Consider the following 23,591-nt stretch of genomic DNA (forward strand, 5'->3'; position numbering starts at 1 on the left):
TATGGGTTTGTAAAGGAGGCAGCACCATGGAATGGCAGGAATTTATTCGCGATACGTGGCAGACGACACTGGTATTCTTAGGACTGCTGGTTTTAACCCGGGTACTTGGTAAGACGCAGGTCGGACAACTGACATACTATGAATACATCAGCGGCATTACCATCGGCTCGCTTGCTGCCAACATAGCGGCAGCTGACGCCGATAAAGTGTGGAACCATTATTATGATCTTATTTTATTTGTGGCACTCACCTATGCCGTATCGCTTATTACCGTCAAAAGCCGTCCTCTCAGGAAGTTAATTGACGGCTCGCCCACAATCGTAATCGAAAATGGAAAGATTATTGAAGAAAATATGGGGCACCTGCGCTATGACCTGGATGAACTGCATGGACAATTGCGCGAACAGGGGGTCTTAGACCCTGCCGAAGTACAATACGCAATTTTAGAAACCACAGGCAAGTTAAGTGTAATAAAAAAGACTGACAATCAGCCTGTGACGAAAAGTGATTTTAATATTCACCTGCCTGATCCGGTTTTCCCGGTGGAATTCATTATGGACGGGGTAGTCATTGAGCATAATTTACGAAAAAAGCACCGATCACAAGCCTGGCTGGAGGAGGAATTAGCCAAGCAAGATATCACCGATATTTCTGAGGTAACCTATGCCGGCATTGATTCTAAAGGACAGCTGTTTATCAATCGCAAAACCCCGTCAAATTATAGTAAAAAAAATAGTGACAATTAATTTTCCGGATTAATCGCTGCACAATATTATCAGACCGATGGTGACAATAAGCGCTCCGATAAGCTGGCGCAAAGACAACGGCTGACTCAAAAATACGTTGCCCAAGACCATCGTTACCAGCGGCGCACAGGACATGAGTACAGCAATCTCATAAACATCGCCTTTTTGGAGTGCGTAAAAATACGCCAATTCGCCCAGGACGGCCGCTAAGACGGCTTCCATCCCGACCATGAGCCAGCTGGATAATGATAATGCCGTAAACCCGACAGGGGTTTTGGTAAGGAGCAGCCAGATACTGATAAGACCGGTGGCGATGAAAGTCCTGATTACCAGCGTGGTGACAGGATTGATATTGTGAAGGGCTGATTTGCCGAACAATGGCGCTGAACCCAGGCAGAGAACGGCCAGAAAGGCATATAAGAATACCAAAATAACCCTCCTAATTATGCTGTTTTAAAAAGTATATGCCCGGAGACGGCAACTAACGCTTGTTTTGAACAGCAATGGCACATAGTTCCACTTATAATTACCTGTGGTCTGTAAAACAATAGTAAATGGAACCTTAACTATCAATGAGGAGGCTGGTATTATGACGGTAAAAAAAGATCTGGAGAAGGCTCTGGCTGCTGCGGAAGCCGCTAAAGGCACGTATGCTACCTTTGCTACATCTACTGACGATTCCGGTGCGCAGACCATGTTTGAACAAATGTCCCAGGATATGGAGCGGCATATTGCCCAACTCAATAGCCGTGTAAGCTCTACCTCAGAAACTAAATTGGCTAATCAGCAAGAATAATGAAGCAAGGAGGTAGTTCACCTACCTCCTTGTTAATGCAAATTAAAATATAATAGGGTGAGACAGATGGCGGTTAAGGTCGGCATTCCTCAAGCATTGCTCTATCATGAGTTCGGCAGCTTGTGGCTGGATTTTTTTCAGAATATCGGAGTAGCGGCAGTTCTCTCCGGTGAAACCAATAAACAAATAATAGACCGGGGGATGGCGCTGGCCATTGATGAATCCTGTATACCTTTGAAGGTTTACTTAGGCCATACGGCGTCCTTACTGGACACCTGCAGTCATATATTCGTACCTCGTATCGCCCAGTATTACCCCGATAATCATCTGTGCGCCAAGCTGGCCGGTTTACCGGATATTGTGCAAAATACCTTTAGGCTGGTTAAGGAAAAGATAATTAGTCCCAATATCGAGGATAGGTCTGCTGCTACAACCTTACAGGCAATTCAGACTATCTGCCAGCCGTTAGGGGTATCTACTATTGACGGGCAGCAGGCGTATTATAAGACTCTTAAAAATTGGCAGAAGGCTATCCCGCCCGGGCTCAGCCAGCCGCCCAGGCCTAAAATTGCGGTGATTGGCCATAGTTACATAATCAATGATGTTTTTTTCAATAGTGATATTAAGAGAAAACTTAAATCCCAGGCAGTGGATATTATCACCCCGGCTGATTTGCCAAACAAAATACTTTACGAAGAAGCTAAAGAGTACCGGCAGGATATCTATTGGCAATTATCGCTAAAACTTGCCGGTGCTGTCCGGCATTTCTGCCGGCAAGCCGATATTGCCGGTATCATTTTAGTGACAAGTTTTGGCTGCGGTCCCGATTCGCTTGTTAACGAATATCTGGAGCATCATATTCTTAAGCCAGGCAATAAACCTTATCTGCTGCTGACTATTGATGAACATACCGGCAGCGCCGGGCTTATTACGCGAGTGGAAGCGTTCTGGGATATAGTGGAAAGGATGTTAAAGCTTGAAGGTAAGTTATCCCCACATGGGCTATCTTAGCCTACCGGTCTATCATTTACTGACAAACCTTGGTGTTGAGGTTGTTGCAGCTCCGCCAATCTCCAAAAAAACGGTAGACTTAGGTTCGCTGCATTCGCCGGAAGGGGCATGTCTGCCCTACAAGATCACTATGGGTAATTTTTTGGAGAGTATTGACCAGGGGGCCGACACCTTCGTGACTGTATGTGGTGCCGGAAAATGCCGTCTGGGTTTTTATCATGCCATTCAACAGCTTCAGCTCTCCAAGCTCAAACCCGTGGAGTTTTGCACCATCGATGTCGATCATCTTTTTACCGGGTTATATCACTGTTTACAACAGCTGGCCCCTCAGGCCGGCCGTTTGGCAATACTAAAACAACTGGCTATAACGATAAAAATGCTGAAAGCACTTGATGACATAAACAGTGCCAAAAATTTCTATGGCTCACGGTCGGATGAGCCTGATCGAATCATTGACATAGCCGCCGGCTCTGCCGGCAAGTTTATGGATTGCCGGACTTTCAGAGATATTAAGATTAAGCGGGAGCAAGTTATTGAATCAATAAAACTGCTGGGAGAAGCTGCCGGCAGCCAGCCGCCGAAGGTTGGCTTAGTCGGGGAATTCTATTTGCTGCTGGAACCGTATGTCAACCATCAAGTGGAAAATGTACTGGTTAAACAAGGGGTGGAAGTTAACAAATTTATTAATACCGGTGAATGGGTCTATGCCAATACGTTATTGAGCTTCCTGGGGTTATATAGTGAGGAAAAGGCATACCGGCAGCAGGCAAAACCGTATCTTAACCATCATGTTGGCGGTGAAGGGCTGAAGTCGGTAGGCAGCGCGTTATGGTGTGCCCGGCATGGTTATGACGGGATTATCCACATATATCCCTTTGGTTGTATGCCTGAACAGGTAGCCCAGTACGCACTCAAAAATATTGCCCAGGACCTGGAGGTGCCGTTACTGTCATTAAGTGTTGATGAACACTCCAGCGATGTTGGGGTTCTTACCAGACTGGAGGCTTTTGTCGACTGTATTAAACGCAAGAAAAAAGGTAAGTAAAACGGCAGCGTATTCCTTGTAAAGGTATATGCTGCCGTTTTTTAGTAACTCTTATTTTAGCTTGCCTGTAATTTTGCCTTATTTTCGCCAGCGCAGCAGATAACCGGTAAAACGCCGGTATAAGGTCATTAGTGACAGGACAACTGTGCCGATGACAATGATGCCGGCGACTACCCGGGGGTAGTCGGCAAAGTCGGAAAAGTATTTTACATACCAGCCTAGGCCGCTGGTGGCGCCAATCATTTCGGCGGCCGTAAGCAGGATAAAGGCCAACACCATACTGATGACGCCGCCGCTGACAATATGTGGCATAGCTCCGGGCAGCAGAATGTTAATCAGCATGGATTTCCTGCCGACACCGATGGTCCTGGCCGAATCGACAATCCCCTTTTCCAGCGCCTCCACACCGGCTATTGTATTCATAAATAATGGCCAAAAGGCGCCGATAAATATGATAAAGACGGAGGATTGCGTAAATGTCGGCAAGATGGCAATGGCATAAGGAATATAGACAATGGGCGGAATGGGGCCGAGAACATTGGTAACCGGTTCAATAGCCAGGCGCAGCCGCCGGTTCCAGCCGACAATCAGTCCCAGTGGGACGGCCAGGATTACAGCCAGGAAGTAACCCCAAAATAATAGCTTGAGGGAACTGCCCAGACTTTGCAAAAATACCTGGCGATCTTCGACCAGCAGGCTAAGGACCTGCAGGGGCTGGGGAAATAGCTGGGGGTCAAGCAGTTTTAACCAGGCAGTGCTTAACTGCCAGAGGAACAGGATGGCAATACCCAGCGCCAGGCGGTCACGGCTGGTTTGGCTCATATGCCGGCGCCTCCTTCCACTTGCTGAAGCTCTTCGAGGATTTCTTTTTGCAGCAGTGACAGAATCTCATTGCGCAGTTCCACATAACGGGGGTCTTGCACCAGGAAAAAACGCCGCCGGGGCCGGGAGAATGGAACAGCAACGGTTTTCAGCACTCTGCCGGGCCCGGGAGTGAATACCGCAATCCGGTCGGCAAGGTATAGCGCTTCGTCGATATCGTGGGTAACCAGCAAGATGGTTTTTTGGGTGCCGTTTGCCGCCCAAAGCTGGAGCAGCAAATCTTGTAAGCTTACCCGGTTTTTGGCATCTACGGCGCCAAAGGGTTCATCCAGCAGATAGACGGGAGCATCCAGGGCAAAAGCCCTGGCGATGGCTACCCGCTGACGCATGCCGCCGGAGAGCTCTGACGGGTATTTGTGGATGTAGCTGCTTAATCCGACCATGTCGAGCAGTTTTTTTGCTTCCTGCCGCGCTGCTTTGCCTGTTGCCTGGCAGGATTCTTTGAGGGCAAAGATAATATTATCAAGGGCTGTCATCCAGGGGAACAGAGAATAGTCCTGAAATACTACCGCCCTATCGGGGCCGGGAGCCAAAATCGGGTTGTCATTCAGGGTAAGCAGGCCGCTTGTAGCCGGTGTCAGCCCGGCCAAAAGCCCGATTGTCGAGCTTTTGCCGCAGCCACTGGGGCCGACGACTGCCAGAAATTCACCCTGTTCAATGGCTAGTGACAAATCGGCAATGGCCGGACGGTCATCGCCTGGATAAGTAAGCGACACAGAGTCTAGTTTTAATAAAGCCACAAGCATTCTCCTTCCGTTTAAACGTCGGCGGGGAACCGGTTACAGATTGTTTGCCGCAAAGTCTTTGGCAAGCTGCTGGTAGGTGGCGTTTTGCGGTTCACGCTGTATTAACTGATCAAGTGCCGTTTTGTAGATGTCGCTGTTAACATGTTTGCTGATATCAATATCGCTTTGAATATAGCCGGCGGTTTTCATGGCTTCCCAGAAAGCAGTGAAGCGTTTTTTATCAGGATCAGGAATGCTGTGGATGTGACCGCTGTAGGTGGCTTTTTCGAGCAGCTCTTTATCTAACTTGACATATTTACTGATGATATCCAGGGTTTCGGCATGGTTGTTAAGATAGAAGTCATAGGCGCGGATGCTGGCGCGGGAGTAGCGGATATAAGCCTCTTGATTGGTTTTAAGTTTGTCTTCGAGGGCGACTACCCGGCAGCAGACATGTCCGTCCATATGCTGTGCCGACCAGGAAACAATTTTTAGTCCTTGTTTTTCAGCCATTTCCGAAAAGGGAACCCACACCAGGCCGGCATCTGCCGCGCCTTTTTTTACGGCCTCAAGTACGGCTGCCGGCGAATCAAGTTCCTGGATGGTTACTTGGTTTTTCCAGTCAATACCGGCTTGGGACATAGCTGACCGCCAGACAGCATCACCGGTTGCCAGGCGAACGGTGGCTACCTTTTTGCCGACAAAACTCTGCACAGAAGCATATTGTTCTGCATTTTCCGGTTTGGTTACAATGGCATGGCCTTCGCTTTGCATACCGCCAATATTGACAAAGGGTGTTCCTTTGGCAATAAAGACCTGAGGCGCTGAGGTGCCGAAAGAACCGGCGTCCAGTTTACCGGCTTTGATGGCGTTTAAGCCTTCCCCGGAATTGGTAAACTGGAAGAGTTCGACGTCAAGCCCTTCCTGCTCGTAAAATCCTTTTTCCTTGGCCACAAAATATAATACATGGCCAACAGCCGGCAAATAACCAATGTTAAACTTGATTTTATCAGCCGGCACTGCTGATTGTGCACTGGCAGGCGCGTTTGCCTGCTGCGTTTTTTGCTGACCGCAGCCTGCTGCCAGCAGGCTGAAAACAAGGGAAACGATGAGACCGGTTAGTAGCAGCCGATGTTTAAACACAAATAATCACTCCTTTTCTTCCTGTAAAAGCCGTTTATAATAGAACCCGCTGGTATAGAGGGCTGCCGCCGGATTATGGCCTAACACCCGGTCTTTGGTTATGAGAGTGGTAACCGGGGCGGCAGAGTGTTTGATGAACAGGGAATCATGGCCGACACACAGGCCGACGACCACGTTAAGGTCAGTTCCGGCTTGGTTTAACAGGCGGGCCTGAAGCACAGGATTGCAGAGCGCTTCATGGCAGCCTTGCTGTACTTTATACTCGGGCGGTACACCGATTTCTGTCTTGTCAAGCGAACCAACCTTGCAGATGACACTGTAGCTTTCAAGCCCCTTAGCGGCAAGTACCCGGCTGAATACCCGGGTTTCGTCCATGAGGCCGATGCAAGTGGCGATACCAAGTTTTTTGGCGCCAATTCTTTTGGCGAAAGCGATGATTTCCTCTACCCGCGTAAGTTTGCCGTAATACAAGCCCTCAATTTCAGCTGCCGCCAGAGCCATCCGGCGGTCAGGTCCTGCTTCGGTATAGGCGGTTTTTGACTGTTCTATTTCGGCGTTAATATCGGCAGCGCCGCGTGATGTTACACTTAAACAAAATTCGGGAAACCGCTTATCGCGGCGATAGCAGTTGAGCTGGCGGCAGTCGGCGCAGCTAAGCCGGTCAAGCTCGTTAGGCTGGCTCATAAAATGTACCTCCTTAGAAATTTAGGCAGTTAACAAAGGTTTTATCAAAGTCGCTATAGGTGGCCAGTTCTAAAACCTTTGCCTGTTTCACCAGGGCGGCCGCTTTTTTGCGGGAATCCCGGTTTAATAGCAGTGCCTGACCGCCTGTTTTGGCCGTGTTACCCAGAAAATCAATTTTACCCTTAAATGCTTCAGGCAGCATACCGATGTTAATCAGGCTGTCGGCGTTAAGGTGAAAACCAAAAGAACCGGCAATAAATACGCGGTCAACTCGGGCAGCGCTTAGTCCGCTGGCAGCGAGCAGGCATTCAATGCCGGCGCGGATAGCGCCTTTGGCAAGCTGTACCTGGCGAATATCCTTTTGCGACAGATAAACCGACGGGTAGATAGCGAAAATGGTTTTGCCATTTTCTTTTTTCAATTGCCGCTGCAGTGGATGGGCCAGGTTATTTTCAGCTCCGGCAAATTTTCCGGTCTTATTTATTAGCTTGGCTCTGACAAGTTCACCGACAATGTCCAGTAATCCGCTGCCGCAGATGCCGACAGCCGGGCGACCGGCGATGGTCTTGATGGCTGCCGAACCGTCGTGCTCTATTTTGAATTTTTCAATGGCTCCAGGGGCGGCTCTCATGCCGCAGGCAATGTTCATACCCTCAAAGGCCGGCCCGGCAGCCGTTGAAGTTACCGACAGGCGTCCGTTATCTGCCAAGGCCATTTCGCCGTTGGTGCCGATATCAACAAACAAAGTAGTGCCTTTAAGGTTAGCCAAATCGGCGGCTAACATCCCGGCAGTTATATCTGCTCCGACATAGGCTGACATAACAGGCGGTAAATAAAGCTGTGCAAAGGGGGCGGTATGCAGGCCGAGACCTGCCGCCTGGTGGCAGCTGTCGCCCCACAGCACGGGAATATAGGGATATTTGCCGAGTGAAGCCGGGTCGGTCTTCAGCGCCAGATGGAGCATGCAGGTATTGCCGCTGAAGACGACTTCGTAGAGGGTATGTTGAGTAAGGCCTGTATCTTGCAATAAGCCGTCGAGCATGGCATTGATGGCAGCGATAATGTCATGATGCAGGGTGGACAAACCCTCGGCGGTTGCGCCCATTTTAATGCGGGACAAAACATCCTGAGCGTGCAGGCTTTGGGGATTGAGCGCCGAGGCGGTAGCCAGCTCCCGGCCGGTAGTCAGGTCAAACAGCGCGGCTACCAGCGTAGTTGTGCCAATGTCAACAACCAGGCCGTGGGCTACGCGCACGGAATTTCCCGGCTCTGTCCCCAGTATCGACTTACCGGCCAGTACTGCTGTTTGATTCACAGCCGGCATATACTGTTTCCTGATAACCGGATCAAGAGCTACGTCCAGATGATGACCCTGACTGAGTATCTGAACAGCGGTTTTGTCCTGGCGTTCCAGCAGAACGATATCGATAACGGTATCGGCAGCAGTGTTAGCCTGAATTTCCGTCATGCAGCCAAGAAAAATGCCTTCCTTTACTTCCGCAGGCGTCAGACTGTGATGACAGCCTGCCGGAAGACGGATAGCAGTAAGGGCGGCGGCGGGAATGCGTACCTTGCATTTGCCGCAGGTTCCGGTACCGTTGCACGGTGATTCGACCAGGGCGCCTGCCGCCCTGGCAGCAGCAAGAACGGTAATATTCTCCGTCGCCTCAAAGCAAACAGGCGCAGAAGGGAGTTTGTTTTCCTGATGGAAACGTAACAGGGCCATAGCCATCACACCCTTTCGCCAGGGGAATGCGCCTTAACCGTTTGGGTCATGGCCTGGATATTGGCCAGGGGGCTGGAGGTACTTAGACCGCAGGCCGGCGCGATGATATTAATGCCTTGGGTGATAAGGTTTTTGGTTTGCAGGGACACCTTGTCCACAGTGCTTAATTCCAATAGGTAGGTGCTGATATTTCCCATTGTAGTAAGTTCAGGAAACTCAGCTTTAAGGTGTTTTAAGTTGACCATGGCATCGGTGCTGATGGCGTTGGCCCTAATACCGGGAATCAGGGGTTTTACGCTATTTAAATTGCCGCAGACATGGAGGATAACGGGAACACCCTTTTGGTGCACTGCGTCAATAAGCTTATTGATGTAGGGTACAGCATACTCGCCAAACATCTTAGGTCCAAGAATTTCACCTGTCGCCGTAGGATCCCCAATGGCAATTACGGCAGCACCGTGGTCAATTAACTTGTGGGCAAAGCCAATCAAGAGCTCAGTTACATACTGGAAAACGCGATGTGCGGCAGACGGGTCCCGGCGTAAATCTTTCAGGAACGGTATGGGATCGACAATGGAAGCCGCGGTGCTTACCGGGCCGGTCAGGCTGCCGATAACGGGAATGTCCGGATATTGTCCGGCTAGGATAGCGGTTGCCTGGCAGACTACCGGTATCCGGCCGGAATTGAGCATGGCAGGGATGTCCTTGTACTCTACCCGGGCGGCGGCGGCAAAGGTCTCGCGGCTTATTTTAGGTTCACACGCTAACGTACCTAAATCAATTTCGCTTCCCAATACCTCGGCTTCTACGGTCATGCAAAAGGGCAAACCGAAGTTTTCAAATCCCGTAAGCTGGTGTACGGCATAAGCCAGGTTTGCCATTAAAGCCGCAGCAGAGTGGGCGGCAGGCAAAGTTTGGCCGCTGCTGTTCATAACCTCGACAATGGCGGCATTCATCATGCCGCCGGGGCAGATGACCGGAGGGCGGTCTGTTGATTGCCGGTTTAACACGGCCAGCAAGCGCTCTTTTTCCGTAAAAACTGTCATTTTGACCACCTCTGTTCCAGAAGATCAAGTTTTTCTTTGGTGATGGGATAGCCGATTTCGCGTGTGGCGGCAAGCATGGCATCAATATTGGCGAAAGGTGTTTCTGTAGGCAGACTGCAGCCGGAAGCGACAATATAACCCTTAGGATTATCATAGGCCTCACGGACACCGCTGAGTACAGCCAGTCGAACAGCAGCCGGGGAACCCTGCAGCATGATTTCTGATGGCTGGACATTCCCCATCAGACGCAGTTTGTGCCCTACTTTTGTTTTGGCTTCAGATAAGCTGGCGGCATTGTCGATACTGATGCAATCGGCGCCGGCCTCGGCCATCTGTTCCCACACCTTGGCGGTTTTGCCGCAGATATGCAGCGTTACCGGCTTGCCGCGGGAATGAATATAATCAATCAATTGCTTCAGATAAGGAAAGGAAAATTCCCTGAACTTCTGGGGGCTGATGATGGTTGAAGAGGACATGGGATCAGTCAGGCTGGGGGTACAGCCGGTATCGATGATGGCTTTGGCGTAGTTGAGGCAGGTTTCCAGTGACAGGCGGCATAAATAATGCACGGCGTCGGGATTTTTGCCGACAAGGCGGGCCAGGTTTTCGGCCCCGATCAGAAAGGAAGCGTTGGTAAACGGGCAGGTGAGCGCTCCGGTAACTGTCACTTCTTTACCTACTTCGGCTATGGCGATTTTCATGGCTTCCAACTGGTGGGGAAGGTTGCCGTCCCGGTAAGGGTCGGCCGGTGTCAGGCGGTCAAGCTGGCTTATATCGGTAATGGCCGGCTGGTCAAGATAGGCTGTTTCATCCTCCGGATAACGGACGCGGGCGCCCATGGCTTCGGCCTGACCATACAGGTCGGTAAATATGCGGATAATATCATAGCCAAACCGGCGGTAAGCAGTAATTTGTGCTTGTGCCAGTAATTTTCCGTTGGCCGGCAGTTCACCGACTTTGACCCCAATTACCCGGGCCGCTGTATTGCCGACAATCGGGACGCACGGCAGACGGTCAACAGGGTTTCCCAGATTGTAGGCCGTCAGCCGCTCAATGGGTGTCATCTGATCTTGGATCATAAGTTGTACCTCCTTTTTTTGGTCTAACAGCAGTTATCAGTTTTGTGCGCCGGCACCAGACCCGTCATACCACGCTGCGCCGCTGGCGCTTACCGTCCGCTTATGCATAACGGCCGCCCGCGCCTCAGCAATGTTGGCAGCGGCAAGAACCGCACCAGCGGGTCAGGCCGGGCAAAATAAAAGAAGGCCAAAAGAAACGCTGGTTTCTTTTGGCCTTCAGTATGTCTGATCAGCCGGTGCAATTCATGTATTGTGGCAATTATATGATGAAAAGTAAAATAGTGTCAAGGTTAATTTTATAAAAAAATCAATTAATTTCCTTTTAGGCATTGACACCTATTTAGGCGGTATGCTAATATGAGCCTAATATTTGAGTGGTATTCATGCGCTGACCGGAACACCGGAGGCAATCGTTAGCTGTTTAACCAGCTTAGGATTGCCTCTTTTTGTTTTTGAACGGTTCGTTATGAAAGCCAATTCAATAGGCGCGCAATTGCTGACTGGGAGCAGCCGGAGGCAACCGATTTTCCGCTTGTAGCGAAATAGGTTGTCTCTTTAATTTTTTTGAAGGAGATGAGAATATGACGGCTTTGGTTATTGGCGCAGATTATTTGGGTGGCATGGAACAAAAAATGCGGGATATGGGAATAACTGAAATCGCTCATATTACCGGACGAAACCCCGGAGAGGTAAAACGAATGCATATACCCAAAGCAGCGGCTTTCGTCCTGGTTTTTACCGACTATATCAATCACAATATGGCCAAGGTGGTTAAAAGTCATGCTAAAGCTCAGTCCGTTCCGCTGGTCTATGCCAAACGGTCCTGGTCGGCTGTTGAACACAAGCTGGTCGGGCTTGGGCTATAAGGGAGAGGTGAAACAATGAGTCATTTTGCATTAAAGGAGCCGCCGCGCCGGGAAGACAGACTGAATGCCTGCATTGCCCACGGGGCGACACTTGGCGAAGTCGCCGGCCGGCGGCAGCGCTGCTGTTTGCCTGCCAGTGAGCGCAGTTTTACCCAAAACTCCATTTGCCTGCTATTGCCGGCCCTGGGTACTATGAACAGTATACCAAACAGTGTGGTGCTGATGCATGGCGGCCTGGGCTGCGGCTCTTCCTGCCATGGCGGCAATGCCGCCGTACGTGGTGGCAATATGCAGCGCTGGGGTGTGGTAAAAGATGGTACGTGGCTGTCTACCGGTTTGACCGAAGCCGATGTTATCAGCGGCGGCGAACCCAAGCTGGCTGAGGCTATTGTTGAGGCCGACAGGCGGTATCGGCCTGCGGTTATTTTTGTGGTATCCAGTTGTGTCCCAGGCATTATCGGTGATGATGTGGACGGCGTAGTGGAACAGACGCAGCCTGAGGTCAAGGCCAAACTATTGCCGGTACACTGTGAGGGTTTCAAAACTAAAATCTGGGCTACCGCTTATGATGCCGTATACCATGCCATTGGCCGGACACTGCTGCCTGAAACCAAGGCAGAAATTGCGCCAGGAAAGCCGGGCAAGACGGTCAACCTGATGAATATGTCTTCCATGGGGCGGGTAGATGAACTTGAGCTGGAGCGTTTGCTAAAGGCCTTAGGACTGGCGGTTAACATTTTCCCCGTTTTTGCTGACCCCGCCGGTATGCAGCGTATGGCTGAAGCCGATTTATCCATTAGTACTTGTCCAACACATGACGACTATATGCTTAACCATTTAAAAGAAAAGTATCAGGTGCCGTTCATTCTTAAACATATGCCGATAGGCATTGATAATACCGGTAAATGGCTGCAGGATGTGGCCGGTTTTTTTGGCCTTGGTCCGGAGGCGAAGGAACTGATTGCGCAAGAAGAAGCAGAACTTGCAGCAGCGCTCAAACCGCTCAAGCCAATGTTTGCCGGCAAGAAGGCGTTTAGCAGTGCCGGCGAGTTTCGAGCTCTTTCCACCGCGCTGCTGCTCGCTGAGCTGGGTTTTGAGGTCGTGGGTATCCGGGCTTTTCACCATGATGAATTTGCCGAGGTAGAATACGAGAAGCTGGTGCGGTTAACCGGGCAGGAGTATCCGTTAAACATTGCCAATTGCCAGCCTTTTGAGGAAGCCAATCTGTTACGCAAAATACAGCCTGATATCTTTCTCGGGCATATGAACGGCAACAGTACGGCGGCTAAACTGGGCATTCCCACCCATGTCATTTATAATACCGGTTTGCATTATGTTGGCTACCGGGGAGCCTATGAACTGGCCAGACGGTTATACCGTCAATTGAAAAACCCCCGTTTTAACGCCAATCTCAGCCGTTATACCAGTTTGCCTTACCAGGAATCCTGGTACCGGCAAAATCCCTTTAAATATATTGTAACGGCAGGTGGTGACAGCGAATGAGCGACTACAATTTTATTGAGCGGCCTCGTTATACCTGCGCTCTGGGCGGTGCTATCGCTGCCGTGAGCGCTTTGCCCAAGGCGGTGCCGATATTGCATGCGCCGCCAGGCTGTGCCGGCAATTTTGCCTGGACGCAGGCAGGAGGAGCAGGCCTGCAGGTTGGTGGCTATTGCGGCGGACTGAGTATCCCCGGCTCTAATATTCAGGAACGCGAGGTTGTCTTTGGCGGAGCGGAACGGCTGGCAGAAGAGGTCAGACATACCCTGGAGCTTATGCGGGGCGATTTGTATGTTATTTTGACCAGTTGTGTCACTGAGGTCATCGGCGACGATATTGGTTCGGTAGTCAGGCCTCTGCAGGAGCAAAGTGTTCCTATTTTCTTTGCTGAAACCGGCGGATTTCGCGGCAATTCCTACCAGGGCTATGATTTGGTGCTGCAGAGCTTATTCAAAGACTTTGTCGTGAAAACCGGGAAAAAACAGCCGCGATCAGTAAATTTGTGGGGAATTACCCCGTTTATCGATGTTTTCTGGCGCGGCAATATCGAAAACATTCGCCGGCTGCTGGAAAAGCTGGAACTGACGGTAAACAGCTTTTTTACAGTAGATGACAGTGTAGACGGAATCCGCGCAGCTGGCGGCGCAGCCTTGAATATCGTGGTGTCGGAGGTTTTTGGCTTAGGTGCTGCCCGGCTGGCGCAGGAGGTCCATGATACCCCTTATTTGTCCACGCCGCTGCCGGTAGGGCCTGCGGCTACCAATGAATTTTTGCGGCAGGTAGGAGAGGCGTTGGACTTAGACCCGGCACTGGTGGAAGAGGTTATCCAATATGAAAATAAACGCTATTACAGCTTATTGGAACCACTTGCCGATTGTTTTAATGATCTGGATTTACAGCGGTATGCCGTTATTATTGGCGATACCAATTATGCGGTGGCGCTCACCCGCTTCCTGGGCGACGATTTGGGCTGGTTGCCGGAAGTTGTCGGTATCACAGATATTTTGGATGAAGAACAACAAGCGAGCATTACCGGCCGGTTGAGCAAGCTGGACAGCGGTTTGTCCCCGAACTTGATTTTTCATACCGATGGCAGCGCTATTGCCGCAGCGGTGCGCGAGCATTGGGCCGGGAGTCAGTCTCAGGCCGGCAAATATGCCAATCCCCTCAATCCGTCCTTTGTTATTGGCAGCGCCCTTGACCGGGAATTAGCCAGGGAACTGGGAGCCGGGCATCTGAGCGTAAGTTTTCCGGTGGCTAACCGGGCGGTTATCGGCAGGGGATATACCGGGTATAATGGTGGTTTAACTCTTATTGAGGATTTAATCAGCACAATTATTGCCGGCAGGTAATGATGTGGGAGGAGATGAGGGGAACTATGTTGCCTAAGGACAGAATCCTCTATGCGTTACAGGTTAAAAGCAGTGCACCGTCTGAGCAGCCAGTGCTGCCGGCAGCACTTCTGTCCGGCGGAACCTGGGCATTCAGACAAAAGGGTCTGACATTGCAGGAAGTGCTTGAAAAGCCGGAGCTGGGTGTATCCGCCATTATTACCATTAACCAATGCATTCAGTCTGACATTGTTTGGCCAGGGTCCGGCTACCATAACCTGCTTGCGCATATCTTTGGCGGCAGAATTAAATTCCGGCCGCAGGGAAATATTGATGTGATTGAGCCGGCGTTTGCCAAAGTCACGGAGGCATACCGGCTTGACTTGAGCCGCATCGACAGTCATGAGTGGATTTGCGCTATCCGCACGATAATTTCGCAGGTTAACAGACAAATCGGTAATTCTGTGCTGGTCGGAACTTCCGGTTGGGGGCCGTTCACGCTGGCTGGGCAGTTTTACGGCGTAGAAAAGCTAATGTCAGGTTTATATAAAGACAAAGCAGGTACACATGCCTTGCTTGAAGTCATGACAGCGGTTTGCATTGCCTACCTGGCGCCGGCTATTGACCGGGGAGCCGGCATAGTATCGGTTGCTGAACCCACTGCATCAGGAGACCTTATTTCACTCAGCCATTTTGAAGAGTTCGCCGCCCCGTACATTAAGAAGGTTAACGAAGAATTGAAGAACAGGGGAGCGTATACCGCTTTGCATATTTGCGGCAATATTAAAGACCGTGTAAGTCTGGCGCCTCTGATGGGTGTTGATGTATTATCTGTTGACTATAAGGTGGATTTGGCGCTGGCACAACAGCGGCTGGCAGGACAAACGGCGTTAGCCGGCAACGTAAATCCTCTGCTGCTTAAAGACGGCTCAGCGGCTGAAGTGGTGCAGGCCGCTAAACAATGCATTCAGCAAGCCGGCCGGGGAGCTAACTATATTCTCATGCCCGGATGTGATATTCCGCCCGGCGTTCCCTTAGTTAATGCAGTGGCATTTTTAGGTGCCGGCCGGGGAGAGGAAGACACTTCGCGCGTGGAATTAAGTAATGTTAAATATCATAGGAGGGCTTGAAATGGCGGCAAATAAGGAAGACCTATTCAGAAAACTATCAGATGCTGTTGTGGATATGGATGAGAATTTGGCGGTAAGTGTGGCACAGGAGATTATCGCAGAGAAATTTGATGCCTATGAAGCTGTTGAAAAAGGTCTGTCAAACGGGATGGACCGGGCGGGAGTACTATTTGAGGAAGAGGAGTACTTTATCCCTGAATTGCTGCTATGCTCTGATGCCATGTATGCCGGACTTGATGTGCTCAAAGGACATATCAAAGTTGCCGGGCAAGGTGAGAAACGAAAAATAGTTATAGGGGTGGTAGAAGGTGATACCCATGACATCGGCAAGAACCTGGTAAAAATCATGCTGGAGACATCAGGCTTCGAAGTCTATGACCTGGGCAGAGATATTGCGCCGCTGGCTTTCGTGGAAAAGGCCAAAGAAGTGAATGCCGACATTATTGCCATGGCAACACTCATGACCACTACCATGGAGGGAATGGCCGCAGTTGTCGAGATTCTGCAGGCTCAGAACCTTAAAGACAGCTATAAAGTCATTGTTGGCGGTGGACCCATTTCACAGAGCTTTGCCGATAAAATCGGGGCCGATGGCTATGCTGTTAACGCCGCCGACGCGGTAAGACTTTCCCGGCGGCTTTTGGGAATGGCCGGGTAAAAAGTAATCATATATAAATATAATGTTGATTGGTTGATTAGTATTGACTAAAGGCCGGAGTAGTCCGTCAGGGAACTCCGGCCTTTTATTTATAGCAGAGAGGAGGCTTAAAGCATGAGCTTAGAAAGATTTTTTATTGGTGCGCTGGTTGTATTTTTATTAGGCCTTGGAGTTTTATACAGTGGGTTAAACAGAGCGCCATTCAGGGACCATAATCCGGGCAGCCATCACCCCCATACCCATTCGGTGCTGCCGGCTGCCGCCGGCGACAGCTGCCGGGTGTGAAAAATAATAGAGGAGTTGATGGAGATTGAAAGGTTATAAAGCACTGGCCTGGAGCGCTATTTTAATAAGCCTTGTGCTGCTGGTACTGCCCAGAGGTATACCGATTTGCACCGGATTAGCGGGAGCGGGCAGCCCGATGCGGTGCCATTACGCCTACCAGGCTGAGTTTCTCGTGACTCTGCTGGCACTTATCCTGGCCGTTTCCTTGTTAGTGTTACGTACAACCGAGGCGCAGGCATTAAGCGGATTTGTCATTTTATTGGCAGGTATTATTATTGTTATCCTGCCGCTGCCCTGGGTCATCGGGATTTGCACTCATGGCGGAGCTTGCCTTAAAACAGCCTTTTTCACAACAATTGGCGGCAGCTTGCTCAGCCTGGCGGGGGCCGCAATTATCTGGCTTACCCGCAAAAACAAGGAAGTTAAGCAAACAGACGAAGGGAAGCCTAACAGCTAACAAAGTGTAAGGCCATTGAGTAACCTCAGAACAGGGAGAATCGGTATGATTCTCCCTGGTGTATTTACTGACTGATGGGGTATCTACATAGATAAAAGAAAGACTTCAAGCGTTTACCAGTAGCAAGTACATGTTGAATATTTTGGAAAACCATGGTATACTATATACTATAAAAGTTAGGTTGATCAGAAGACTGAAGGCCGAGCGGTAGTATCCGCTTGCTTTCAGTCTTTTTTTATTTTTAAAAGAGGAGGAGTCTATATATGGCCGCCAATGAAATGGAGTTTTCCGGACAAATTGCGTTACTATGCATTGCAACAACAAACTAATCTGGTATTTCCCCAAAACGTATCAAAATATGTTAAAAGCCAATCAGAAAACTGAAGGCTGAAGCCATCGCTGCGATGCTTTAGCCTTCTTTATTTTCGAGTTAACCCATATCCATACTGAACTGTAAAAAAATATTGCTTTCGGAGAAGACAGTTATCTATAAAAGGAGGTTGTAAGCATATGAAAATATTTTTTCAAACAAGAAATATTGTCAGCTTTTTTAGTAAGGCGGGTAAAGCCGGGATTAAGTTAAAATTAATTTTGATTGCAGTATTACTTACTCTGTTTGCTGTAGTGGCTACCTTGGTACCTGCACTTTTTTTATTTACTCAATATAATAATACGATTGCTGCTGAACAGGTGCAGGCAGGAATGAAAGGACTTACCATCACACTAAAAGATTATCAGAAAAACGCGTTGAATTTTGGTGCTGTTATGGCCAGTCATCCGGGTGTTATCAAAGGCATTAAAGACAAAGATGCACTTACGATTTTAGAGCAGCTGGGGCCGCTGCTATCGCGGGCCAATATTGACTTTGCCACAATAACTGATGAGACAGGAACGGTTATTGTCCGGACTCATGACCAGAAAAGAGGTGATAGTGTAGTAACTCAGGATAATATTAAGAATGCTCTTAAAGGCGTGGCCTATGCTGCTATTGAATCGGGAACAGTAGTGAAGTTTTCCGCCCGGGCAGGAACTCCGGTAAAAGATGAAGCTGGCCGGATTGTTGGGGTCATTTCGGCAGGATATTATATTAGTAATGATCTTGTTGTCGATCGAATCAAGGAGGCGTTTGGTACAGATGTAACTCTCTTCTTAGGAGATGAGCGGGTGGCCACTACCATTATGAGAGACGGTCAGCGAATGTTAGGGAGTAAATTAGATGAAGAAATTGCCAGTAAGGTACTTAAGGACAGGCAAGAGTATGTTGGTACAGTTGCGGTGGCCGGCATTCCTTATATTACAGCTTATAAACCGCTAATGGGGCCGGAAGATAAGCCGATGGGAGCATTGTTTGTCGGCAAAAACATGGAAACACTTAATGCAGCCAGAGATAAAGTTGTCCTGTTTGTTGGTGGAATTTCCCTGCTGGTACTGATTAGCGTGAGTATTATTGCTGTTGTTATCTCTAATAAAATGACAAGCCCCATCCGGAATTTGGTTTTGGCGACCGAACGGGTAGCCGGCGGGAATCTGACGAATTTTGTCGAGGTAGCTTCCAAAGATGAAATCGGTACATTGGCGCAAGGCTTTAACCAAATGATCGAACGCCTGAAATCACTTATTGCCAACGTTAATTCTTCAGCCGGGATATTGACCGCAGCGTCGCATACACTTAAAGAAAATGGCGAGCAGTCTGCACAAGCCGTTAATCAGGTGGCAGCCACTATTGATGATATGGCGCGTGGTGCAGAGGAACAGCGTGCAGCGGTTGAGGAAACTGCCAGCGTCATAGAACAGCTTGTAATTGCCCTGCAACAGGTAGCGGCCAATGCAAATGACGCAGCGGTAAGGTCGAGCAAAACTACTGACGCGGCGCAGCAAGGCAGTAAAGCTGTTGCCGATGCGCTAAATCAGATGAATGCTATTGAAATATCGGTTGTTAATTCGGCCGCAGAGCTTGCTAAACTTGGTGAAAGGTCTACAGAAATAGGAAGTATCGTTGATGCCATCTCCGGAATTGCCGGACAGACAAACTTATTAGCTTTGAACGCTGCTATCGAGGCGGCCAGAGCGGGAGAGCAGGGCCGTGGTTTCGCAGTTGTGGCAGAGGAAGTGCGGAAACTTGCCGAACAGTCCCAGGAAGCCGCCAAACAGATTGCCGCTTTAATTGGGGAGATTCAAAGGGATACGGATAAAACCGTGGCAGCTATGAATAACAGCACGCACGAAGTCAAGGTAGGAGCCGGGGTTGTGGCTTCGGCAGGGCAGGTATTTAACGATATCTTAGTGTTAGTTACAGAGGTAGCCGGTCAGGTTAATCAAATAGCTGCTGCCAGTCAGCAAATGGTCAATGGCAGTCAACAAATAGTACAATCCACCAATCAAATAAATCAGGTAAGTAACGAAGCGGCAAGTCAGGCGCAAACCGTCTCCGCCTCAATAGAAGAACAATCGGCAGTACTGGAGGAATTGGCCGTTTCCAGCCAGACGCTTACGGCAATGGCTCAAGAACTGCAGCTTGCGGTTAGTAAATTTAAAATATAGATTCAGCTGAGTTCCTGCTGCAGCTTTAAAACATGAGCAGCAGCTGCAGGGTGGTCAGGAAAGAATAAGTGGCAGCCAATGAAGTAAGGCAGTTGCTTAGGTGGAGTTTAAATCCAGCTTAAAGCAACTGCCGTTCTTATCCAGGCACTTAGAGCGGGTTAGTACCGGATAAACAGGGCCTTTCAAGGCATAGAAAGGGGCATGTTGAAACTTTCATTTCAACATGCCCCTATTTTTCGGCTGACAAGGATTACAGTTTTCCACCTTCGATGACAATGTCTTCCGGATTAATGGAATCACCGTAAACAGGTTTTAAGGTTGCCTCATAAGCTTTGTGGATAAAGTTTTCTTTAGCAAGGGCTTCGATGTCTTTATTAATCCAGTCAAGCAGGTCTTTGTTACCTTTCTTAACTGCCGGAGCAATGGTATCAAGACTGCCCAGTGTTGAAATGCCTACCGTAAAACCGGCGTTTTCTTTGGCCCAGGCGAATAATAAGGTATTATCCTGTGACAACGCAACACCGCGTTTATCTTTTAGTGCTTCAAAGGCTTGGGTGATCTGGTCGAATTTTAACAGTTCAACCTCCGGGTGATGTTTGGTGAAATAGGTTTCAGCAGTGGTACCTTTGATAATAATCAGCTTTTTGCCTTTTAATTGCTCAACAGAGGTAATGGGTGCGTCTTTTGCTGAAACTACACCAATGGCAACTTTCATGTACGGGTGGGCAAAATCAACCTTTTGCTTTCTTTCTTCCGTGACGGTAAAGTTAGCTAAAACAATGTCAACCTTGTTGGTTTGCAAATACTCCACTCTGCTGGCCGGCTCAAGCAATACGAACTCGATTTTATTTTCATCACCTAGCAGGTCCTTGGCAAGTCTCTTGGCGATGTATACATCAAAGCCCTGATTTTTGCCATTGGCATCGACAAAACCGAAAGGAGGTTTGTCGCCGAAGATGCCGATTTTAATGGTACCGCGTTTTTTGATTTCCTCAACACTGCTCTTATTTGCTGTTTGTGTACCTTCCTGTTTAGCGTCTGTTGAGGTAGATGAGCCGCATCCGGCCAGGATTCCGACTAAGAATAGGGTACCGAAGACTAACGCAATAATTTTCCTTACGTTCACGATAGATCATCCTTTCATTTTACCTTATTTTAATACTGGAATATATTTAAAAATTGCCGGGCACGCTCAGTCCTGGGATTAGAAAAGAATTCATCCGGCGTGGCGGTTTCACATATTTTCCCGGCATCGATAAATACGATCCGGTCAGCTACCGCTTTGGCAAACCCCATTTCGTGGGTCACAATGACCATAGTCATTCCCTGTCTGGCAAGGCCTAAGATAACATCCAGCACCTCGCGTACCATCTCAGGGTCAAGGGCAGCGGTAACTTCATCAAAGAGCATAATTTCGGGATTCATGCACAAGGCGCGCACAATGGCAATTCGCTGCTTCTGTCCGCCGGAAAGCTGACGGGGATAGGAATCCTGCCGGTCAAGCAAGCCCACCCTGTCCAATAATTGCCGGGCTTGTTCCACCGCCTCCTTTTTTTCTCTTTTTTGCACTTTTAAAGGACCGAGAAGAATGTTTTCCAAAACTGTCATATGGGGAAACAAATCATAATTTTGGAAAACCATGCCGATTTGCTGGCGGATTTCCTGCCAATTTGCATCTTTGCCGGCAATGTTCTTACCTGAAAGCTTGATTTCACCTCCTTGAATAGCTTCGAGGCCGTTAAGACATCTAAGCAGGGTACTCTTGCCACAGCCTGACGGTCCTAAAATGACAACAACTTCGCCTTTATGAATGGTAAGATCAATATTGTCCAATACCGTTACCTGGTTGTCGTAGGTCTTATGCAATCCCTTTATTTCAAGCAAAGCCTGAGTAGTTTCTTTGATAATAATGCACCCCTAACTTTCCCATTTGGTTTCTAATTTTTTGGATAATCTTGACAGAGGATAGCAAATAATGAAGTACAGCAAGAAGATGAAACCATATACCCAGAAGGAAGCGGTAGGTGCTTGTAAAAGTGACCTTTCAATAATCTGCTGCCCAACTTTCACGACATCAATAACACCAATCATAACGACCAGCGAAGTGGTTTTGATCATTCTTGTCGATAAATTCATCGCACCAGGCAGCAGACGCCGTACGGCTTGCGGTATTAGCACATAGCGGTAAAGTCCCCAGAAACTAAGGCCAAGCGCCTTGCCTGATTCGATTTGATGTTTTGGCAAAGATTCTAAAGCGCCTCGCACGATGTCACTCATTTCGGCAGCGCCCCACAGGCTGAATACCAGAACGGCAACCAGCTCACCATCTAAATGGATATCCAGTAAAACGGTAACGCCAAAATAAACGATGAACAGCCAGACCAGAATGGGTATGATCCGAAAGACTTCCAGATACAGCCGGCATAGCCAGCGGATAATATTTGATTTTGATGTCCTGACTAAACCAAGGATTATCCCGAAAAACGAGCCAAGGATAATGGAGATAAACGCGATCCGGGCTGTTATTAATAAACCGCCGAACAAGCGTTGCATATTAATTCCTTCAAACAGAACTTCAATTCCCGAATTCAGCATAACGTACTCTCCTTTCCAGCCAGGACAAAAAGACAGATAACGGCAGCAGCAGAATGAGATAAGCTACGATCAGCATTAGCAGTGATTCGAAGGTCTGATAATACATTCCGATCAGATCCTGCGTTAAGTGCATAAGCTCCGGTATAGCGATGACGCCGACAATCGAGGTTTCTTTTAATAAAAATATACAGTTTGCGCCCAAGGAGGGCAGGGTTACCGAAAATGCCTGCGGTAAAATGACATAGCGGATGAGCTGCATATTGGAAAGCCCGATACTAAGGCCTGATTCAATTTGTGACTTGCTTACCGATTGGATGCCGGCGCGAAATGCTTCTGCCATATAACTGCCACCCAAAAACGACAAGCCGACAATGGCGCAAGTCTGTTCGCTCAGCATAAACCCTAGTTTTGTCACTCCGTAGTACAAGAAAAATAACTGAATGAGCAATGGAGTATTACGGGAAACCTCTATATAAGCCCGCACCAATGGTTCCAGTCCTTTGGTCTTATAATATAAGACAATACTGCAAAGCAGCCCAATGAATAAAGAGGCGGCTATCCCGGCGAAAGCCAGCTTTAGGGTTAGCCAGGCTGCCTTTTCATATAACGGCAAACTGCTGATGATGAATTCCCAATTAATATTCATGAATGTACCACTCTTTTCTGTTTCGCGTTACTTGTCTGCCAAACAAAAAAAGACCAAGTTCCTTTAAAAATAAAGAAACTTTGGCCTTCAGTATATCTGATCAGCACATATATGTATTTTTTTAAAAGTATAGCCCAACTAAAAGTGTATGTCAAGGGTATTTTTACATTGACATCCTTTGCATTTGGGTCTACAATAAATACAAAATATAAGTGACTATTTGTTGACTGGATAAACCGGAGACAGATTTTTCCTTTGAGGAAAGATCTGTCTTTTTATGTTTCTTAGACTTACTGCCAAATAAAGTGCGAGGTGATAAAACATGGCCAAAGTAGCGGTTGCCAGTACCGATGGGGTAAGCATCAATGAGCATTTTGGCAGGGCAAAAGAGTTTTGGATTTATGAGGTAAATGAGCAAGGAACATACCATTTGCTTGAACGCCGGGAGGTTTTGCCGGCAATACAAACTGATCATAAGCATACTGCCGGTTATGCTGTTGAGCTGCTTGCCGATATTGAGGCGGTACTCATCGCCCGCATTGGCCCGCAGGCCGAAGTGGAACTGCTGGCAAAAGGAGTGTTTGCTTTGGAAATTACCGGGCCGGTTGATAAAGCATTGGTATCGTATGGTAAAAGAGGCAAGTATATTCGCAGCAAGCTTGTCCGCAGCCCGGTTGAAGGCAGTTAATTGTCTTAAAA

25 protein-coding genes are annotated in these 23,591 nt (G+C 48.7%); 13 read left to right on the plus strand and 12 right to left on the minus strand.

Features of this window, described 5'->3' with window-relative positions:
- Nucleotides 1-26 precede the first annotated feature (26 nt).
- On the plus strand, nucleotides 27-746 hold the full coding sequence (locus tag SPSPH_RS04660; RefSeq protein ID WP_075753692.1) for a DUF421 domain-containing protein: 720 nt from the start codon (nucleotides 27-29) through the stop codon (nucleotides 744-746).
- Nucleotides 747-755: 9 nt separating this feature from the next.
- Here the strand turns inward: SPSPH_RS04660 and SPSPH_RS04665 are convergent, their stop codons facing one another.
- On the minus strand, nucleotides 756-1,175 hold the full coding sequence (locus SPSPH_RS04665; protein ID WP_075753694.1) for an EamA family transporter: 420 nt from the start codon (nucleotides 1,173-1,175) through the stop codon (nucleotides 756-758).
- A 160-nt stretch (nucleotides 1,176-1,335) separates the two neighbouring features.
- Between SPSPH_RS04665 and SPSPH_RS04670 the strand changes: the two genes are divergently transcribed.
- The 3 genes from SPSPH_RS04670 (at nucleotide 1,336) to SPSPH_RS04680 (ending at nucleotide 3,598) form a co-directional block, all read left to right on the plus strand.
- Complete coding sequence (locus tag SPSPH_RS04670) at nucleotides 1,336-1,542, plus strand: DUF1657 domain-containing protein (protein ID WP_075753696.1); 207 nt, start codon at nucleotides 1,336-1,338, stop codon at nucleotides 1,540-1,542.
- Between the two features lie 66 nt (nucleotides 1,543-1,608).
- Nucleotides 1,609-2,553, plus strand: coding sequence for an acyl-CoA dehydratase activase-related protein (locus SPSPH_RS04675; RefSeq protein WP_075753698.1), 945 nt, complete (start codon nucleotides 1,609-1,611; stop codon nucleotides 2,551-2,553).
- Nucleotides 2,519-3,598 carry a hypothetical protein gene (locus SPSPH_RS04680; RefSeq protein ID WP_075753700.1) on the plus strand — a complete coding sequence of 360 codons (1,080 nt, stop codon included), beginning with the start codon at nucleotides 2,519-2,521 and terminating at the stop codon, nucleotides 3,596-3,598. Before SPSPH_RS04675 ends, SPSPH_RS04680 begins: the two co-directional genes overlap by 35 nt.
- 78 nt (nucleotides 3,599-3,676) lie before the next feature.
- Here the strand turns inward: SPSPH_RS04680 and SPSPH_RS04685 are convergent, their stop codons facing one another.
- Genes SPSPH_RS04685 through SPSPH_RS04715 form a run of 7 tightly spaced genes read right to left on the minus strand, consistent with a single transcriptional unit; the run spans nucleotide 3,677 to nucleotide 10,883 of the window.
- A complete protein-coding gene (locus SPSPH_RS04685; protein WP_075753702.1) occupies nucleotides 3,677-4,420 on the minus strand; it encodes an ABC transporter permease in 744 nt (247 codons plus the stop codon).
- The gene (locus SPSPH_RS04690; RefSeq protein ID WP_075753704.1) at nucleotides 4,417-5,220 is read right to left on the minus strand and encodes an ABC transporter ATP-binding protein; all 804 of its coding nucleotides are present in this window, start codon (nucleotides 5,218-5,220) and stop codon (nucleotides 4,417-4,419) included. Before SPSPH_RS04690 ends, SPSPH_RS04685 begins: the two co-directional genes overlap by 4 nt.
- A gap of 39 nt (nucleotides 5,221-5,259) precedes the next feature.
- The gene (locus tag SPSPH_RS04695) at nucleotides 5,260-6,348 is read right to left on the minus strand and encodes an ABC transporter substrate-binding protein (RefSeq protein WP_083945403.1); all 1,089 of its coding nucleotides are present in this window, start codon (nucleotides 6,346-6,348) and stop codon (nucleotides 5,260-5,262) included.
- Nucleotides 6,349-6,354: 6 nt separating this feature from the next.
- Nucleotides 6,355-7,032 (minus strand): DUF1847 domain-containing protein, encoded by a 678-nt coding sequence (locus tag SPSPH_RS04700; RefSeq protein WP_075753706.1) that lies wholly within the window; start codon nucleotides 7,030-7,032, stop codon nucleotides 6,355-6,357.
- Nucleotides 7,033-7,045: 13 nt separating this feature from the next.
- The gene (locus tag SPSPH_RS04705; protein WP_075755959.1) at nucleotides 7,046-8,758 is read right to left on the minus strand and encodes an ASKHA domain-containing protein; all 1,713 of its coding nucleotides are present in this window, start codon (nucleotides 8,756-8,758) and stop codon (nucleotides 7,046-7,048) included.
- Between the two features lie 5 nt (nucleotides 8,759-8,763).
- On the minus strand, nucleotides 8,764-9,804 hold the full coding sequence (locus SPSPH_RS04710) for a uroporphyrinogen decarboxylase family protein (RefSeq protein ID WP_075753708.1): 1,041 nt from the start codon (nucleotides 9,802-9,804) through the stop codon (nucleotides 8,764-8,766).
- Complete coding sequence (locus SPSPH_RS04715) at nucleotides 9,801-10,883, minus strand: uroporphyrinogen decarboxylase family protein (RefSeq protein ID WP_075753710.1); 1,083 nt, start codon at nucleotides 10,881-10,883, stop codon at nucleotides 9,801-9,803. The genes SPSPH_RS04710 and SPSPH_RS04715 overlap by 4 nt, the downstream gene beginning before the upstream one ends.
- Nucleotides 10,884-11,464: 581 nt before the next feature.
- Between SPSPH_RS04715 and SPSPH_RS04720 the strand changes: the two genes are divergently transcribed.
- The 8 genes from SPSPH_RS04720 (at nucleotide 11,465) to SPSPH_RS04755 (ending at nucleotide 19,651) form a co-directional block, all read left to right on the plus strand.
- Nucleotides 11,465-11,749, plus strand: a complete 285-nt coding sequence (locus SPSPH_RS04720; protein ID WP_075753712.1) for a DUF2325 domain-containing protein — start codon at nucleotides 11,465-11,467, stop codon at nucleotides 11,747-11,749.
- 15 nt (nucleotides 11,750-11,764) lie between these two features.
- Nucleotides 11,765-13,252 (plus strand): nitrogenase component 1, encoded by a 1,488-nt coding sequence (locus SPSPH_RS04725; RefSeq protein ID WP_075753714.1) that lies wholly within the window; start codon nucleotides 11,765-11,767, stop codon nucleotides 13,250-13,252.
- Nucleotides 13,249-14,601: a nitrogenase component 1 gene (locus SPSPH_RS04730; RefSeq protein ID WP_075753716.1), complete on the plus strand. Its 1,353-nt coding sequence runs from the start codon at nucleotides 13,249-13,251 to the stop codon at nucleotides 14,599-14,601. The genes SPSPH_RS04725 and SPSPH_RS04730 overlap by 4 nt, the downstream gene beginning before the upstream one ends.
- Before the next feature lie 26 nt (nucleotides 14,602-14,627).
- Nucleotides 14,628-15,710: a uroporphyrinogen decarboxylase family protein gene (locus tag SPSPH_RS04735; RefSeq protein WP_075753718.1), complete on the plus strand. Its 1,083-nt coding sequence runs from the start codon at nucleotides 14,628-14,630 to the stop codon at nucleotides 15,708-15,710.
- Nucleotide 15,711: 1 nt separating this feature from the next.
- Nucleotides 15,712-16,368, plus strand: a complete 657-nt coding sequence (locus tag SPSPH_RS04740; RefSeq protein ID WP_075753720.1) for a corrinoid protein — start codon at nucleotides 15,712-15,714, stop codon at nucleotides 16,366-16,368.
- Between the two features lie 114 nt (nucleotides 16,369-16,482).
- On the plus strand, nucleotides 16,483-16,653 hold the full coding sequence (locus tag SPSPH_RS04745; protein ID WP_158027045.1) for a hypothetical protein: 171 nt from the start codon (nucleotides 16,483-16,485) through the stop codon (nucleotides 16,651-16,653).
- A 25-nt stretch (nucleotides 16,654-16,678) separates the two neighbouring features.
- On the plus strand, nucleotides 16,679-17,110 hold the full coding sequence (locus SPSPH_RS04750) for a DUF4418 family protein (RefSeq protein WP_075753722.1): 432 nt from the start codon (nucleotides 16,679-16,681) through the stop codon (nucleotides 17,108-17,110).
- Nucleotides 17,111-17,620: 510 nt separating this feature from the next.
- Nucleotides 17,621-19,651, plus strand: a complete 2,031-nt coding sequence (locus SPSPH_RS04755; RefSeq protein ID WP_075753724.1) for a methyl-accepting chemotaxis protein — start codon at nucleotides 17,621-17,623, stop codon at nucleotides 19,649-19,651.
- A gap of 250 nt (nucleotides 19,652-19,901) precedes the next feature.
- Here the strand turns inward: SPSPH_RS04755 and SPSPH_RS04760 are convergent, their stop codons facing one another.
- From SPSPH_RS04760 to SPSPH_RS04775, 4 genes are read right to left on the minus strand one after another with little or no spacing between them, the layout of a single operon-like run.
- Nucleotides 19,902-20,777: a cysteine ABC transporter substrate-binding protein gene (locus SPSPH_RS04760; RefSeq protein WP_269147921.1), complete on the minus strand. Its 876-nt coding sequence runs from the start codon at nucleotides 20,775-20,777 to the stop codon at nucleotides 19,902-19,904.
- A 29-nt stretch (nucleotides 20,778-20,806) separates the two neighbouring features.
- Nucleotides 20,807-21,535, minus strand: coding sequence for an amino acid ABC transporter ATP-binding protein (locus SPSPH_RS04765; RefSeq protein ID WP_181382912.1), 729 nt, complete (start codon nucleotides 21,533-21,535; stop codon nucleotides 20,807-20,809).
- Between the two features lie 33 nt (nucleotides 21,536-21,568).
- Nucleotides 21,569-22,246 carry an amino acid ABC transporter permease gene (locus SPSPH_RS04770; protein WP_075753730.1) on the minus strand — a complete coding sequence of 226 codons (678 nt, stop codon included), beginning with the start codon at nucleotides 22,244-22,246 and terminating at the stop codon, nucleotides 21,569-21,571.
- Nucleotides 22,227-22,892 carry an amino acid ABC transporter permease gene (locus tag SPSPH_RS04775; protein WP_075753732.1) on the minus strand — a complete coding sequence of 222 codons (666 nt, stop codon included), beginning with the start codon at nucleotides 22,890-22,892 and terminating at the stop codon, nucleotides 22,227-22,229. The genes SPSPH_RS04770 and SPSPH_RS04775 overlap by 20 nt, the downstream gene beginning before the upstream one ends.
- A 322-nt stretch (nucleotides 22,893-23,214) precedes the next feature.
- Here SPSPH_RS04775 and SPSPH_RS04780 point away from each other — a divergent pair, with 322 nt between their 5' ends.
- Nucleotides 23,215-23,580 (plus strand): NifB/NifX family molybdenum-iron cluster-binding protein, encoded by a 366-nt coding sequence (locus tag SPSPH_RS04780; protein ID WP_075753734.1) that lies wholly within the window; start codon nucleotides 23,215-23,217, stop codon nucleotides 23,578-23,580.
- Nucleotides 23,581-23,591: the final 11 nt, after the last annotated feature.

It is taken from the genome of Sporomusa sphaeroides DSM 2875, assembly GCF_001941975.2.
Classification (GTDB): Bacteria; Bacillota; Negativicutes; order Sporomusales; family Sporomusaceae; genus Sporomusa; species Sporomusa sphaeroides.